The 14,071-nt window shown below is 61.0% G+C and carries 11 protein-coding genes; 5 read left to right on the top strand and 6 right to left on the bottom strand.

The features are described 5' to 3' along the window. Nucleotides 1–8 precede the first annotated feature (8 nt). From AC06G5_RS02980 to AC06G5_RS02955, 6 genes are all read right to left on the bottom strand, one after another. The gene (locus AC06G5_RS02980) at nucleotides 9–809 is read right to left on the bottom strand and encodes a DUF4123 domain-containing protein (RefSeq protein WP_413427404.1); all 801 of its coding nucleotides are present in this window, start codon (nucleotides 807–809) and stop codon (nucleotides 9–11) included. Beyond that, nucleotides 806–2,125 (bottom strand): type VI secretion system Vgr family protein, encoded by a 1,320-nt coding sequence (locus tag AC06G5_RS02975; protein ID WP_480458962.1) that lies wholly within the window; start codon nucleotides 2,123–2,125, stop codon nucleotides 806–808. The genes AC06G5_RS02980 and AC06G5_RS02975 overlap by 4 nt, the downstream gene beginning before the upstream one ends. A gap of 232 nt (nucleotides 2,126–2,357) precedes the next feature. After that, complete coding sequence (speA, locus tag AC06G5_RS02970; protein ID WP_413427402.1) at nucleotides 2,358–4,271, bottom strand: arginine decarboxylase; 1,914 nt, start codon at nucleotides 4,269–4,271, stop codon at nucleotides 2,358–2,360. Between the two features lie 219 nt (nucleotides 4,272–4,490). Continuing rightward, entirely contained in the window at nucleotides 4,491–4,862 is a 372-nt protein-coding gene (locus AC06G5_RS02965) for a translation initiation factor Sui1 (protein ID WP_008016777.1), read from the bottom strand. Between the two features lie 404 nt (nucleotides 4,863–5,266). Continuing rightward, on the bottom strand, nucleotides 5,267–5,824 hold the full coding sequence (locus AC06G5_RS02960; RefSeq protein WP_480458961.1) for an NUDIX hydrolase: 558 nt from the start codon (nucleotides 5,822–5,824) through the stop codon (nucleotides 5,267–5,269). 3 nt (nucleotides 5,825–5,827) lie between these two features. Beyond that, nucleotides 5,828–6,895 (bottom strand): DUF2333 family protein, encoded by a 1,068-nt coding sequence (locus AC06G5_RS02955; RefSeq protein ID WP_413427400.1) that lies wholly within the window; start codon nucleotides 6,893–6,895, stop codon nucleotides 5,828–5,830. Between the two features lie 485 nt (nucleotides 6,896–7,380). On the opposite strand from AC06G5_RS02955, the gene gcbA reads away from it, so the two are divergent. The 5 genes from gcbA (at nucleotide 7,381) to accB (ending at nucleotide 14,059) form a co-directional block, all read left to right on the top strand. Then, nucleotides 7,381–9,051, top strand: a complete 1,671-nt coding sequence (gcbA, locus tag AC06G5_RS02950) for a diguanylate cyclase GcbA (RefSeq protein ID WP_413703642.1) — start codon at nucleotides 7,381–7,383, stop codon at nucleotides 9,049–9,051. Nucleotides 9,052–9,103: 52 nt separating this feature from the next. Continuing rightward, nucleotides 9,104–11,050, top strand: coding sequence for a methyl-accepting chemotaxis protein (locus AC06G5_RS02945; RefSeq protein ID WP_480458960.1), 1,947 nt, complete (start codon nucleotides 9,104–9,106; stop codon nucleotides 11,048–11,050). Between the two features lie 192 nt (nucleotides 11,051–11,242). After that, nucleotides 11,243–12,988 carry a protein-disulfide reductase DsbD gene (locus AC06G5_RS02940; RefSeq protein WP_413427397.1) on the top strand — a complete coding sequence of 582 codons (1,746 nt, stop codon included), beginning with the start codon at nucleotides 11,243–11,245 and terminating at the stop codon, nucleotides 12,986–12,988. Nucleotides 12,989–13,120: 132 nt separating this feature from the next. Then, nucleotides 13,121–13,576: a type II 3-dehydroquinate dehydratase gene (gene aroQ / locus AC06G5_RS02935; RefSeq protein WP_413427396.1), complete on the top strand. Its 456-nt coding sequence runs from the start codon at nucleotides 13,121–13,123 to the stop codon at nucleotides 13,574–13,576. A gap of 24 nt (nucleotides 13,577–13,600) precedes the next feature. Continuing rightward, nucleotides 13,601–14,059: an acetyl-CoA carboxylase biotin carboxyl carrier protein gene (gene accB, locus AC06G5_RS02930; RefSeq protein ID WP_413427395.1), complete on the top strand. Its 459-nt coding sequence runs from the start codon at nucleotides 13,601–13,603 to the stop codon at nucleotides 14,057–14,059. Nucleotides 14,060–14,071 lie beyond the last annotated feature (12 nt).

Raw genomic sequence — 14,071 nt, 5'->3', positions numbered from 1 at the left:
TTTCGACCTCATGGCCAGGGTGGGTCGTTCTGCCACAGGTGACGCAGGCTATCGAGGCGTTCCTGTTGAGTCCTGCCCGGCAATGGCTGCACGGGCACGGCGTCGGGATATTGCAAGCGTAGCCATATCCAGCCATCAAGCACCGGGCGCTCGCTGAAACCCAGCGCCCCCCCCTCCAGCACGTGGGCCGACAAGCGGTAGAAATCGACACCGGTGGATTGGCTCCAGCGCCAGGCATGCTGCTCGAGCAGGCAGGTTTGCAGTGTTCCCTGTTGCCCGGCGCTGAGGCTCTCCTCGACTGCCAACGGGCGGACAGCCAGCCCCGGGTTGGACACACGCTGCCAGCCCTCACAGCCCATCGCGCGATCCGCCCAACTGCCGCCGAACCAGCGCAACTGGTTGATGGGCCCCAGCCAGCGACTCAATTCAGCGGCATCGCAGGCATCGAAAAAATAGCTGGCCGTGATCGGGTTGTAGTAGTTCAAAAGGGCCCGGTGCAGGCCAAGCGTGACCGTGAGCATGCGCCGCAAATGCGCCAGCAACGTCGAAGCACTGGCCTCACTGACCATCAGCAACCCGGGCCAACGTTGTCCGTCGACGATGCATAAATCGGCCAGTGCCGGGCAGGTGCGCAGATCGACCAGGACCGGCCCCTGCTCATGCAGCGCATGCCACTCGGTATCTTCGAACAACCCTGACCACCGGGCTTGAGCAAACATCTGCCGAAGTGTGACACCCGCCTGTGGCGTGCCCGGCACATCCAGCAACAGCCACTGCTGTGGTGCTTCGGGCGTGCGTGTCACGATCATGCTCCAGAGCTCTGGCCAAGCTGCGTCGCCAGACGGCAGGTGCACAATGCCTCTGCACAGTGGTTGAAACTGCCACCGCCGGGCAGCAGGCACAACACCAGCAATGGCTCTCCCGACCGCAACCACTGCTCCAGGCCCTCATCAGGGGTGCCGGTGGCCTGGGGTGCGTCGGTGTCCGTCACCTCGATCGTTGCCGGTACATGCAGCAACCCGGCTATCTGTGGCTGATCGGGATCGCCCTCGACAAAACTCACGACCAGCTCAGTCCCTTCCCGCAATGGCGAGAACATTTCGGCCTGCAACGGCCTGGCCAGGGGCAACCAGCAATGACTGGGCGCTGCCCCTTCGCCCTGATAAAGCCAGTCGAATTGCACCGGTACCGGTCTTGCCGGGTCGGGGCCTGGTTCATCGACTTCGACGACCCACGCCCGTTGCAGGCTATGCATCTGTGGTTTGACCGCCGCACAGGACGGCTCGAATGGTGCAGGCCAGCGCAGGGCACGGACCTGATTGTGGTAGGGCGTCGCCATATCCTGGCTGCCCCAATGTTCAACGTGGGTCAGCAGCCAGAGTCGATTGCATTCGGTAACCGGATGACCGGACAGCGGCATCAGCCCACCGCTGCGCAAGGTCGCCAGGTCTGTCCGGCATTCGGCACGCTGGGCTGCTGTTCCCCCGCAGCGCTGACGTTCGAACTGCCGCACCGCCGGCCCAACGCCCTCGTTCCGGAACACCGCCGGTTCGCCGGTTGGGAAATGCTGCCGGTCATCCCCAAACACCACACAGTGTCCGCAGGCCCGGTGTTCGAAGTGGTAGTGAAGCCGTTCCTGGGCGCACAGTCGCTGCAGAAACTGCAAGTCTGACTCTCGATATTGCGTGCAAAAATCTCTGGGCAGGTATTCGCCGCTCAGCTCCAGGCGTCGATCCTTGCCGGTAATGCCATGCTCCCTGAGCACCTGGTCGAGGATTTGCGGCACCGAACGGCCGCTGAAGATTCGTTGGCTGAAGCGCTGGTCCAGGCAAGCCAGTTTTGGCCCCAGGCGCACCTGGCAGAGTCGGGGCCCCGAGGCATGATCACGCTGGACGAGTTCATGCAACTGTCCATGCACGTGGTTTCCGGCTGGCCCGAAATGCAAGGCGGCCGGGCGGTACAGCAAACTGGCAAGGTCCAGCACCGGGTCATCGATCAGCAACTCCAGGTCGAACACGAACGGCTCACTGATGGCTTCTTTACCGGTAAAGGCCAGGACCTCGAAGGAGTCGGGCAGACCTGCTACATCCAGACGAGATGACGGTTCGCTGACTGGATTGAACATCGGCGTTTCTCTACAGGAGGGGCGGCCGGGGATTCTCGCTGAGAGACATGGCCGAGTAGAGTGCCGAAGTACAACTTAGGAAATGACCTACGCGAAAAGAAGACCAAATGGCATGGATCGCCAAGGACGTGGGTATTTTCGTTTGAAAAAACAGAAACGCCGTACCAGGTCATCTGAAATTTCCGCGGCAAACGGAAAAATTTCAGACAACCTGATCAGCGTGACGCTTACCTCAGGAAGACAGGTAAGACGAACGGGTCAGCCCCAGACGCAAGGCATCGAGGAACTGCGTGCGCTCGGATGCGCTGATGCGGGCACTGGCGCACTTGTCGCGGTAGTGAGTCATCAGTTCTTCCGGCGACAAGTGCACGTAACGCAGCATGTCTTCGATGGTGTCGTGGGTTTCGATACCGGCGTGGTACACGCTGCCGTCGGCGTTCTGGTAGATGTTCACCGAGTCGGTGTCACCGAACAGGTTGTGCATGTCGCCAAGAATTTCCTGGTAGGCACCGACCAGGAAAACTCCCAGCAAATAGTCTTCACCTTCGTTCAGCGCGTGCACCGGCAAACTGGTTTCGATGCTCTGCTCGTCGACGTACTGGTTGATCTTGCCGTCGGAGTCACAGGTCAGGTCTTGCAGCACCGCACGACGCAGCGGCTCTTCATCGAGGCGGTGCAGCGGGATGATCGGCAGGACCTGATCAATGGCCCAGGTGTCCGGCAGGCTCTGGAACACCGAGAAGTTGCAGATGTATTTGTCCGCCAGCTTGTCGTTGAGTTCGTCCAGCACCTGACGGTGGGAACGCTGGCGCGCCTTCAGCGAGTTGTGCAGGCGACGACACACCGCGAAGTAGCATTGCTCGGCCAGTGCTTTCTCGGCCAGGGTCAGCTTGCCGTCGGCATACTGGGCAGCGACATCGCTCATGTAGTGCGTGGCGCGCCAGTAGGTTTCGGTGACCATCTCGATGTCGGTCGGACCCAGCAGGTCCACCAGCCACTGCACGGTTTCCGGCAGTGCTTCCTTGTTCTCGATCTGCGGAACGTCGTCGTTGTGTTTCTCGACGTCGGTCACTTGCACCACCAGCATGGCGTGGTGGGCGGTCAGGGAGCGGCCGCTTTCGGAGAAGATGTTCGGGTGCGGCAGACTCTGCGCATCGCAGAATTCCTTGAGCATCCCGACCACGACGCCAGCGTAATCGTCCATGTCGTAGTTGATCGAACTGGCGTTACGCGAGTGCGTACCGTCGTAATCCACGCCCAGGCCACCGCCGACATCGATGTGGTCCACCGGCAGGCCGAGGTTGCGCAACTCGCCGTAGTAACGGATCGCTTCCTTGAAACCGTGCTGGTAGTCAGCGAGGTTGGCGATCTGCGAGCCCATGTGGAAGTGCAGCAGGCGAATACCCTGGTCCAGGCTGGCCGCACGGAAGCGCTCGACCACCGACAGCAGTTGCGCCGCCGACAGACCGAACTTGGATTTCTCGCCGCCGGTGTCCGCCCACTTGCTCGACGCCAGGGACGACAGGCGCACGCGCAGGCCGACCTGAGGCTTGACCTTGAGCGAGGCCGCTTCTTCGATCACCAGACCGACTTCGGATTCTTTCTCGATCACGATGAACACGTTGTGGCCGAGCTTCTGGCCCATCAGCGCCAGGCGGATGAATTCGCGGTCCTTGTAACCGTTGCAGACGATGGTGCCGCCCTTCGGCGCCAGTGCCAGCACTGCCAGCAGTTCGGGCTTGGACCCGGCTTCCAGGCCGATGGAAACGTTCTGGGTGGCGATGATGTTCTCGATCACCGCTTCCTGCTGGTTCACCTTGATCGGGTACAGTGCGGTGTACTTGCTCTGGTATTCCAGACGTTCGATGTTGGCGTCGAACGCGCCGGTCAGCTGACGCACGCGGTCCTGCAGAATGTCCGGGAAGCGGACCAGCAATGGCAAGGACAGGCCGCTTTTGCGCAGCTGGTCGACTTGCTCGAACAGGTCGATAGGCGAGCTGCTCGGACCGTTCGGACGAACTTCGACGCGACCGGCGTCATTGATCGCGAAATACCCGGCCCCCCAATGGCGAATCCCGTAAACACTGCGGCTGTCCGCAACTGTCCATTGGCTGCCATCGTCTTTGCGTGTGCGTCGTACGGACATCGAAGTCCCCTATAAAGAAGTCATAGTGCGTCGCCTGGGTTCAGGCCGGCGCAGTCTAAAGAATGAAAATGACGGTTCGTCAACGAGGCAATAGACCCCGCCGACCGCAGTGAGTTTAGAAACCGGTCATGAACAGGCTCTGTGAAAACCATGTGGCTGACGCCAGGCCTGAATGCCATCAGGACCGGATCAAGCCGAGGGTGGTTTTCACAGAGGCTGCTAGCCGCCGGACTTCTTCGCTTTGAAACCGAGCTTGATCAGTTCTGCCAAGAGTAGCTCGACATGATCGCCCTGGATTTCGATGACACCGTCTTTCAACGCCCCACCGGTACCGCAACGTTTCTTCAACGTCGTACCCAGTTCCTTGAGCGCATCTTCAGCCAATGGCACGCCGGTGATGGTGGTCACCGTCTTGCCGCCACGGCCCTTGCTTTCGCGACGCACGCGCGCAATGCCGTCGCCGGCCGGGATAACGGTCTGTTTGCAGATGCAGGCGTCCACCGGTTTACTGCATTCCGGGCAATGACGACCTGCGTCGGTGGAAAATACCAGGCCGCCCAGGGCGGCGAAGGATGCGGCTTTTTTGGCCACCGGCAATCCTCTTTGGAGGACAAAGACTGGCCGCAGCACCTGGGAAGTGCCATCGACCGCGAAGCCCCACTCAGGCAGGGGCAGCGCTACTGAAACGGTTCGACATTCATTTCATTGCAGGAGCGAGCTCGCGATGAACGTCAACGATAACGCGCGGCATCAGACAGCACGTGTCGTCCATTCGTTTTTCGCGAGCGAGCTCGCACCTACACGTAATGCATCTTTGTAGGAGCGAGCTTGCTCGCGATGGTCGTTAACGATAACGCGTGCATTCAGAATACACGCGTCGTCCATAAGTTCATCGCGAGCTCGCTCCTACAGAAACAGCCATACCGGTTCAGCTTGAAAAGGTCGCGCAGTGTAACGGCAAAAACGCCGATTGCTAAGAGCCAATCGGCGCCAATTTATAGCCTTTTTGCGACGTCTTGCCCGCGAGACCTCAGATAGCGTTTCAATGCCGCCAAAGAGTCCGGGCAGTAAGGCTTTTCCTCGATTTCCCGCAGCACTTGCTCAATCGGCAAAAAGCGCGCTTCGAGCACCTCTTCCGGTTGCAGGATCAACGGGCCGTCCCACACAGCCGAGAACGCCGAACACCACAGGCGATTACCGGTGTCCTCGAAGAAAAAATGGTCATGGGCGGTCAGCTCCACGCCACTCACGCCCAGTTCTTCCTCAAGTTCCCGGGCCGCCGACTCGGCGTAGGTTTCACTGGCGAGCACCATGCCACCCGCCGCCACGTCCCAGTAACCGGGATAGATCGCCTTGCTCAGCGTGCGGCGATGCACGCACAACTCGCCAGCGGAGTTGAACAACATGATGTAGGTGCCGCGCCCGATCAGCCCGCGCTCGCGCAGGTCGGAACGGACCAGGGCGCCGAGCAGGTTGTCCTGCTCGTCGACCCAGGCGATCTGTTCGGCATCGGACGCCGCGCGGTGCGCGGCTTCCCTGGCGTTATCGACCATGACTCAGCCCTGATTGAGCAATTGACGCAAATCGATCACCGCCGCGTTGGCCCGGGAAATGTAGTTGGCCATGACCAGCGAGTGGTTGGCCAGCACACCGAAGCCGCTGCCGTTGAGGATCATCGGGCTCCACACCGGCTCCTGCGACGCCTCCAGTTCACGAATGATCTGGCGCACGCTGACCGTGGCGTTTTTCTTGGCCAGCACATCGGCGAAGTCGACTTCGATGGCGCGCAGCAAATGCGACAAGGCCCAGGCCTGGCCACGGGCTTCGTAGAACACGTTGTCGATCTGCAGCCATGGAGTTTCGACGATTTCTTCATCGACTTGCGGCGCCACACCCGGTGCCACCACCTCGGTTTTCAACGCAGTGTTGAGCTTGACCCGACCGACACTGGCCGACAGCCGTTGCGACAGAGATCCCAGACGCGTGCCGACATCACCCAGCCAGTTGTTCAGGTTATCGGCGCGGGCATAGAACAATGCGCTCTTCTGGTTCGGATCGGACAGGCGCGCCTGATAGCGGCTCAGGGAATTAATGCCTTCCTGGTACTCGGACTCACTGGACGGCAGCACCCAGCTCTTGTTGTCGAAGTTGAAACGCGGCTCGGCCTTGGCCAGGTCGGCGTCTTCAGCGGACTGCGATTGCGAGCGGGCGAAGTCTTTACGCAATGCGCGGCTCAGGTCGCGGACCTGCACCAGCACGCCGTATTCCCAACTCGGCATGTTGTCCATCCACAGGCCTGGCGGGAATCGGTCGTTGGAAATATAGCCGCCCGGCTTGGTCAGCAAGGTGCCGGCGACGGTCTTGAGGGTTTCCACCGTGGTGTAGCCGACCACCATCTGCTTGCCTTCTTTCTCGGCCGCCAGTTGAGCGGTTTGCTGGACCGGGAACAACGCCGGCTCCTGGCTCCAGTACCAGCCCAGGACACTCGCCACCAACAGGTAGATGCCCAGCAGAGTGGCCAGCGCCCGGCTGAACAACAGGCCGCCCAGATAACTGCGGGCCTCCGACTTCGGTTCAGCGGTACGTTCAGGCGCACTGCCTGTGCGGTTCTTCCAGTCCAGCATGGCGATATCCTTTCAATCTCTTGGGTTCGACGGTTCGACCACAACCATACAACAACGTGCCTTGGCCCGGCACCCGCCATTGCATCGAAGGGGAAAATTACCGGGCTTGTGATGAAAAGTGTTCCTGCCCACCCGACGACGCTGCCGCCCTCAAAATCCACCTAATGGTAAGGATTGCACCCATAAGGGAATCCCTTACCCCCTGAAACCCGAAAAACCGAACCGGTCAGCACTCGCAAAAAAATCATCAATGGCCGAATGCCAATCGCTCGCCAATGGCCGCCCCACACCCGTCAAGTGCCCTGATTAATGCACTTCGCCCTCCGCACGCCGCGACTTCCAGGGCCAAAACCAGACCGACCGGTCACAAACTGAATGGAGTCACATTGCAGATTATTGACGTACAGCACTCATGTAATGGAAAAGTGGTGCTAGCATAGAGCCACCAGTCGACCTCAGTGTGCACCCTAACTAGTAGTCAGGATATGACCGAGCCAGAAGACCCCAGCCGCGAGCGCCTCAAGCATCACTTTGCCCAGCGGGTAATTCATCAGGCTCGTCAGATTCTTGAGATATGGCAGCGCCTGCAACGCAGTGAGTGGTCCACCGCCGACCTTTCGGAACTGAGCGAGGCCAATCTGCGTCTGCTGCGTTTCGCCGAGCGTTTCGAGCAACCGGAACACACGCAACTGGCACGCCATATCGGTCAGTCCCTGGAAGCGGTCGATGCCAACCGCGGACGCCTGAGCAGCGGCCTGATCACCGACCTCAATCGCTTGATGCAGCGCCTGTCACGCACCGGTCTGCGCCATGGCGACCAACTCGATCAAACCTTCCTGCCACCACTGCGCAAGCCTATCTATGTGATGCTGCAGGATCACGACCGTGCCGAGCGCCTGGCCAAGCAACTGGAATTCTTCGGGCTCAGCGCCCAGTCCCTGGACAGCGTAGACGCATTTCGCTCGTCGATGGTTGAGCGCTCGCCGGCGGCGATTGTCATGGACGTGGATTTCAGTGGCCCCGGCGTCGGCCTGAAACTGGCCGCCGAAGCCCAGGAAGGCCTCGACCAGCGTTTGCCGCTGCTGTTCTTCAGCCTGCACGAAACCGACACCCCGACCCGCCTGGCCGCCGTGCGTGCCGGTGGCCAGGAGTTCCTCACCGGCACCCTCGAAGCGTCGAGCCTGCTGGAGAAAATCGAAGTCCTGACCTGCGTCGCCCAGTACGAACCTTATAAAGTGCTGATCATCGACGACTCCCGCGCCCAGGCCCTGCACACCGAGCGCCTGCTCAACAGCGCCGGGATCGTTACCCGGACGTTGATCGAGCCGATCCAGGCCATGGCCGAACTGGCGGATTTCCAGCCGGACCTGATCATCCTCGACATGTACATGCCGGCCTGCACCGGTACGGAACTGGCCAAGGTGATCCGCCATAACGACCGTTACGTCAGCGTGCCGATCATTTACCTGTCGGCCGAAGACGACCTGGACAAACAGCTCGACGCCATGAGCGAGGGCGGCGATGATTTCCTGACCAAACCGATCAAGCCCCGGCACCTGATCACCACCGTGCGCAACCGCGCCGCGCGAGCCCGCAACCTCAAGGCACGGATGGTCCGTGACAGCCTCACCGGCCTGTACAACCACACGCACATCCTGCAATTGCTCGAGGACTGCTCGTTCCGCGCCCGTCGCGAGAACAAGCCGCTGAGCTTTGCCATGCTCGATATCGACCACTTCAAACGGGTCAACGACAGCCACGGCCACCCCATGGGCGATCGGGTGATCAAGAGCCTCGCGCTGTTTCTCAAACAACGCCTGCGCAAAACCGACTTCATCGGCCGCTACGGTGGCGAAGAGTTCGCCATCGTCATGCCGGACACCGATATCGAAGCGGCCTACAACGTGCTCGATGAAATCCGTCAGCGATTTGCCGAGATTCACTACCCCGCTCAACCCCAGGATCTGTGGTGCACCTTCAGTGCCGGGGTGGTGGAGTTATGCGAAAGCTCCGACAGCCTGATGATGGCCAGCCAGGCCGACGAGGCGCTGTATCGCGCCAAAGACGGTGGACGCAATCGCGTACAGGCCGCACGCACATCAAAGCAAAGTGCCACTTTTTTATCGGAATCGACCGATACGGTCATAACCCTGTAACAGAAACGCAATAACTTCAGGCACTTACCATTTCTGCCGTTGGTAGTCCGTAATGCGCCTGAAGCTGCTGACCAATCTCAATACCCTCCTTCTGGTGGCCGTGTGCGTGGCCCTCGGCGCTACGCTGTGGTGGTCGCAGAAAGCCCTTGAGCGCCCGTATCTATTAATGGAGCGCTACCTGGGTCTGTCGCAGCAGTTTCAGAATGAAGTCGCCCGCAGCATCGAAGATTACCTTGGCAGCGGCGATGCACTGCGCCTGAGCAGTGCCGCCCAAGGCATCGAAAGCCTGCAAAAACAACTCGGCGAATTGCCACCGGCCCTGGCCGAGACCTTGCGCCCCAGCCTCTCGACCCTTGAAGAGTTCAGCAAAACCGACCTGCTAGCCGCCGGCAAACTGGCTGGCGATCCGCAGGCGCTGTTGCTGCAGGCCGAGCGGGAACTGGGCGCCAGTCTCGATCAACTCAGCCAGTACGCCAGTGGCAATGCGGCCTACCTGACGCCGCTGCTCGCCGCCTCCCAGCACCTGGGCAAACTGTCCCTGGCGCGGGACAAACTGGTCAGCAGCGGCCGCAGTGAACTGGCCGCCGATGTCGAACGCGAAGTGGCCAACATCCGCACCCAGGCGGAGAAGCTCGACGCCCTGCCGCTGCTGGGCGTGACCACCAGCAGCGAGTCGAACACCGATGATTTCGCCTCGATGATGGGCCTTGAGAACAAGGAAAAAACCGTTGCCGAAGATGCCGGCGTTGGCCTCAAGCGCGAGCTTAACAGTCTGCTCACCCGCTACCCGGCCGAGCTCTCGCGCACTCGCGATCAAATCAGCAAACGCGCCGACCTCAGCACCGCGACTCACTTGAAAATCGCCGACGTGCAACAGGCCATCGCCGGGCTGGAACCGGTGGTACGCGCCCAGCACGGACAGATCCAGGGTGAAGTGCGGTTGATGCAAGGCGTGATGATCGGCTTGATTCTGTTGATCGCGCTGCTGATCGACACCCTGCAGCGCAAACTGGCCCGGACCCTGACCAACCTCGCCCCGGCCCTGTCGACCTGGGCCGAAGGCGACTTCAGCCGCGATATTGAACTGGGCAACACCAACCGCGAACTACATGACATTGAAGCCTCGCTCAACCGCTTGCGTGCGTATCTGGTGGACCTGGTGGGGACCATTCGCCGCAACGCCGAACAAGTGGCCGGTAGCAGCCGTACCCTGGCCGACCTGAGCAACGACTTGCACAGCGGCGCCGAGCACCAGGCCGGCGACACGGCGCTGATCCGCGATTCCCTGAGCGAACTGGAAGCGACCATTCAACAAGTCGCCGGTGATGCCAGCCAGGCCGCCGACGCCAGCCGCCACGCGGGCCTGGCCGTGGAGCATGGACAGAAAGTCATCGGCTTGAGCCTCACCGGTCTGCATGCGCTGGTGGATGAAGTGCAAGGCAATGCACAAATGATCGAACACCTGGCCGAAGAGTCGGCCACCATCGGGGGCGTGTTGACGGTGATCCGCTCGATTGCCGACCAGACCAACCTGCTGGCCTTGAACGCCGCCATCGAGGCAGCCCGGGCCGGGGAGATGGGCCGAGGCTTTGCCGTGGTGGCCGAAGAGGTGCGCTCACTGGCGCAACGTACCGCCGGGGCCACGGCAGAAATCCAGACCTTGATCGCAGGGCTGCAAACCGCCGCGCGACAATCGGTGGAAGGCATGCGCGCCCAGGTCGAACACGCCGAAGCCACCGCCAACCAGGCCCAGGCCGCCGATGGCGCGCTGGATAAGATCGTCGGGGCAATCCAGACCATTTCCGACACGGCGGTACGCATCGCCGATGTCACCGCCCAGCAAAGCGGCGCTGTCAGCGAGATCCGCGACCACAGCGAGCGGATTCACCAGTTGGGAGGGGATAACCTGCTGCGTATTGGCGAAGGCCGCGAGCAGGGGGAGAACCTTTTGGTGCTCGGTGGACGACTGCATACAGCCGTTCAGGCGTTCCGCGTCTGACAGATTGCTTTCGCGAGCAAGCCCGCTCCCACATTTGATCTCTGGTGTTCACAAATGATGTGCACACAGCAGAACCAATGTGGGAGCGGGCTCGCTCGCGAAGGCGTCAGAACCTTCACCACGAAACTCCCGCCCTGCACACCCCCGCAACTGTCCGCTATCATCCCCCCAATTCCGATACGCGAGACCGTCATGCGCCGCTTGCTCTGCCTGTTGTTTTTAGTGTTTGCCCTGCCGGCCAGCGCCACTGGCTTGCTGGAGAATCGCCCCAGTTCGACCCTGGGCTCGATCAACAACAGCGCCGACTTCCTGCCAGTGCGTGAAGCCTTCCGGCTGAGCCTGGTAGAAAGCACGCCGCAATCGATCAAGCTGCGCTTCGTCGCCACTGAGGGTTATTACCTCTACCGCCACCGTTTTCAGTTTCGCGCAGATCCGGCCGAAGTCGTCCTCGGCGCCGCGAAACTGCCAGACGGCCAGAAAAAGCACGATGAATATTTCGGCGATGTCGAGGTCTATCACGGCATTCTCGACGTCGAGCTGCCGCGCACCGACCAGCGCGCCTTCACCCTGGCCGTGACCTATCAGGGTTGCGCCGACAAAGGCCTGTGCTATCCGCCGGAAACCGAGCGATTGAGCATCGACGGCAGCGGCGCTCCGGCGACGGCCTATCAGTGGAATTGGCGCGAACTGGCCTTGTTTTTTCTCGCCGGCCTTGGCCTGACGTTCACGCCGTGCGTGCTGCCCATGCTGCCGATCCTGTCCGGCGTGGTACTGCGCGGCCAGGTCGGCGGCTGGCGCGGTTTCAATCTATCACTGGCCTATGTGCTGCCGATGGCCGCCTGCTTTGCCCTGCTCGGCGCGCTGATGGGCCTGTTCGGTGCCCAGCTCAATCTGCAGGCGCGGCTGCAATCGGCCTGGGTGCTGGTGCCTTTCGCGATGTTTTTTGCGCTGTTCGCGCTGGCGATGTTCGGCGTCTTCGAACTGAAACTGCCGCACGCGATCAGCAGTCGCCTGGACCGTATCGCCGGTCGCACCGAAGGCGGGTCACTGTGGGGCGCCGCGGTGTTGGGCGTGGTCTCCAGTTTGTTGGTTTCACCCTGTGTTTCGGCGCCATTGGCCGGCGCGCTGCTGTATATCAGCGCCAGTGGCGATGCGCTGGGCGGCGGCCTGAAGCTGTTCATGCTCGGCCTCGGCATGGGCGCACCGCTGTTGCTGGTGGCCACCGGTGGCGCAGCCTGGTTGCCGAAAAGCGGCCCGTGGCTGGTCTATGTGAAAAACGCAATTGGCGTGTTGTTGCTCGGGTTGGCCATCGGCCTGCTCAGCCGCATCCTGCCGGGTCAGGTCACCTTGCTGCTGATCGGCTTGCTGGCGGGCGGCGTCGGCCTGTTCATGGGGGCTCTGGAGTTCGTCTATAAACCGCCGCGCAAACGCCTGGGCCAATTGCTCGGCATGTTCCTGCTGTTTTACGCACTGGCCTGCTGGTATGGCGCCTTCAGCGGCCAGACCGACCCGTTCAACCCGATTGGCCAGCCCCGTATCATTGACAACAGCGGACCTGCGCAAAACACCAGCAGCTGGCAAACCGTCAGCACACCGGTCGATCTGGATCGCGCACTCGCCGACGCACGGTCATCCGGCACACCGCTGCTGCTCGACTGGTACGCCGACTGGTGCATCAGCTGCAAAGTCATCGAACATGAGGTGCTGAACGACCCGGTCGTCGTCGAACGCCTCAAGGGTTACCGGCTGATCCGCTTCGACATCACCGCCAGCAACGCCGAACAACGCGCCCTGCTCGACCGTTACCAGTTGTTCGGCCCTCCGGCCCTGATGTTTTTCGGCAAGGACGGTGTCGAACGCGCCGATGTGCGGGTGATCGGCGAGATCAACGCCAAAGACTTCGCCGAACGTGTTACCAGGGCCAATGACCAAATTTAATCAAGCAGTCATATATTTCGCGCAAACATCGGTCATCGTGCCGGCTATTGCAGAGAACTGGACAGTCACAAAGGCTTTGCGGCATAGTCGCCGGGTTCTGACAATTGCTCACGGATAACAAAGGAACCGCCGATGGCGACACTACTCGTATTGCACGGACCCAACCTGAACCTGCTCGGCACTCGCGAACCGGGTACCTACGGCGCCACGACGCTGGCGCAGATCAACCAGGACCTGGAACGCCGTGCCCGCGAAGCCGGTCACCATTTGCTGCACCTGCAAAGCAATGCCGAGTACGAATTGATCGACCGTATTCACGCCGCCCGCGGCGAAGGCGTGGACTTCATTTTGATCAATCCGGCAGCTTTTACACATACAAGTGTCGCATTACGTGACGCGCTGCTGGCGGTGAGCATCCCATTCATCGAAGTGCATTTGTCTAACGTGCACAAACGCGAACCTTTCCGCCATCACTCTTACTTCTCCGACGTAGCGGTGGGAGTGATCTGCGGCCTTGGCGCCAGCGGTTACCGACTGGCCCTGGAGGCCGCCCTGGAACAGCTTGAACAACAAGTTAACCGCCCCTGACCGACCCTTGGGAGTTGATGATTCATGGATATCCGTAAAGTTAAGAAACTGATCGAACTGCTGGAAGAGTCCGGCATCGACGAGCTCGAGATCAAGGAAGGCGAAGAGTCCGTACGCATCAGCCGTCATAGCAAGACTCCGGCTCAGCAGTACTACGCGCCGGCACCAATGCCTGCTCCGGTTGCCGCGCCTGCCGCTGCCGCCGCTCCGGCTGCTGCACCTGCTGCCGCCGCCGCTCCAGCACTGAACGGTGCCGTTGCCCGTTCGCCGATGGTCGGTACTTTCTATCGCAAGTCTTCGCCAACCTCGCCGTCCTTCGTGGAAGTCGGCCAGACCGTGAAGAAAGGCGACACCCTGTGCATCGTTGAAGCCATGAAGATGATGAACCACATCGAAGCTGAAACCAGCGGTGTGATCGAATCCATCCTCGTCGAAGACGGCCAGCCGGTTGAGTACGACCAACCGCTGTTCACCATCGTTTGAACCGCGGAGAGC

Source organism: Pseudomonas sp. WT-JTC, from assembly GCF_056711565.1.
This window is presented reverse-complemented; position numbering and strand designations above follow the sequence as displayed.

What these genes read in the sequence shown, in the direction of transcription:
- AC06G5_RS02980 (WP_413427404.1), bottom strand. Translation starts at nt 809, where the DNA reads ATGATCGTGACACGCACGCCCGAAGCACCACAGCAGTGGCTGTTGCTG.
- AC06G5_RS02940 (WP_413427397.1), top strand. Translation starts at nt 11,243, where the DNA reads ATGCGCCGCTTGCTCTGCCTGTTGTTTTTAGTGTTTGCCCTGCCGGCC.
- AC06G5_RS02955 (WP_413427400.1), bottom strand. Translation starts at nt 6,895, where the DNA reads ATGCTGGACTGGAAGAACCGCACAGGCAGTGCGCCTGAACGTACCGCT.
- AC06G5_RS02945 (WP_480458960.1), top strand. Translation starts at nt 9,104, where the DNA reads ATGCGCCTGAAGCTGCTGACCAATCTCAATACCCTCCTTCTGGTGGCC.
- accB (WP_413427395.1), top strand. Translation starts at nt 13,601, where the DNA reads ATGGATATCCGTAAAGTTAAGAAACTGATCGAACTGCTGGAAGAGTCC.
- gcbA (WP_413703642.1), top strand. Translation starts at nt 7,381, where the DNA reads ATGACCGAGCCAGAAGACCCCAGCCGCGAGCGCCTCAAGCATCACTTT.
- speA (WP_413427402.1), bottom strand. Translation starts at nt 4,271, where the DNA reads ATGTCCGTACGACGCACACGCAAAGACGATGGCAGCCAATGGACAGTT.
- aroQ (WP_413427396.1), top strand. Translation starts at nt 13,121, where the DNA reads ATGGCGACACTACTCGTATTGCACGGACCCAACCTGAACCTGCTCGGC.
- AC06G5_RS02960 (WP_480458961.1), bottom strand. Translation starts at nt 5,824, where the DNA reads ATGGTCGATAACGCCAGGGAAGCCGCGCACCGCGCGGCGTCCGATGCC.
- AC06G5_RS02975 (WP_480458962.1), bottom strand. Translation starts at nt 2,125, where the DNA reads ATGTTCAATCCAGTCAGCGAACCGTCATCTCGTCTGGATGTAGCAGGT.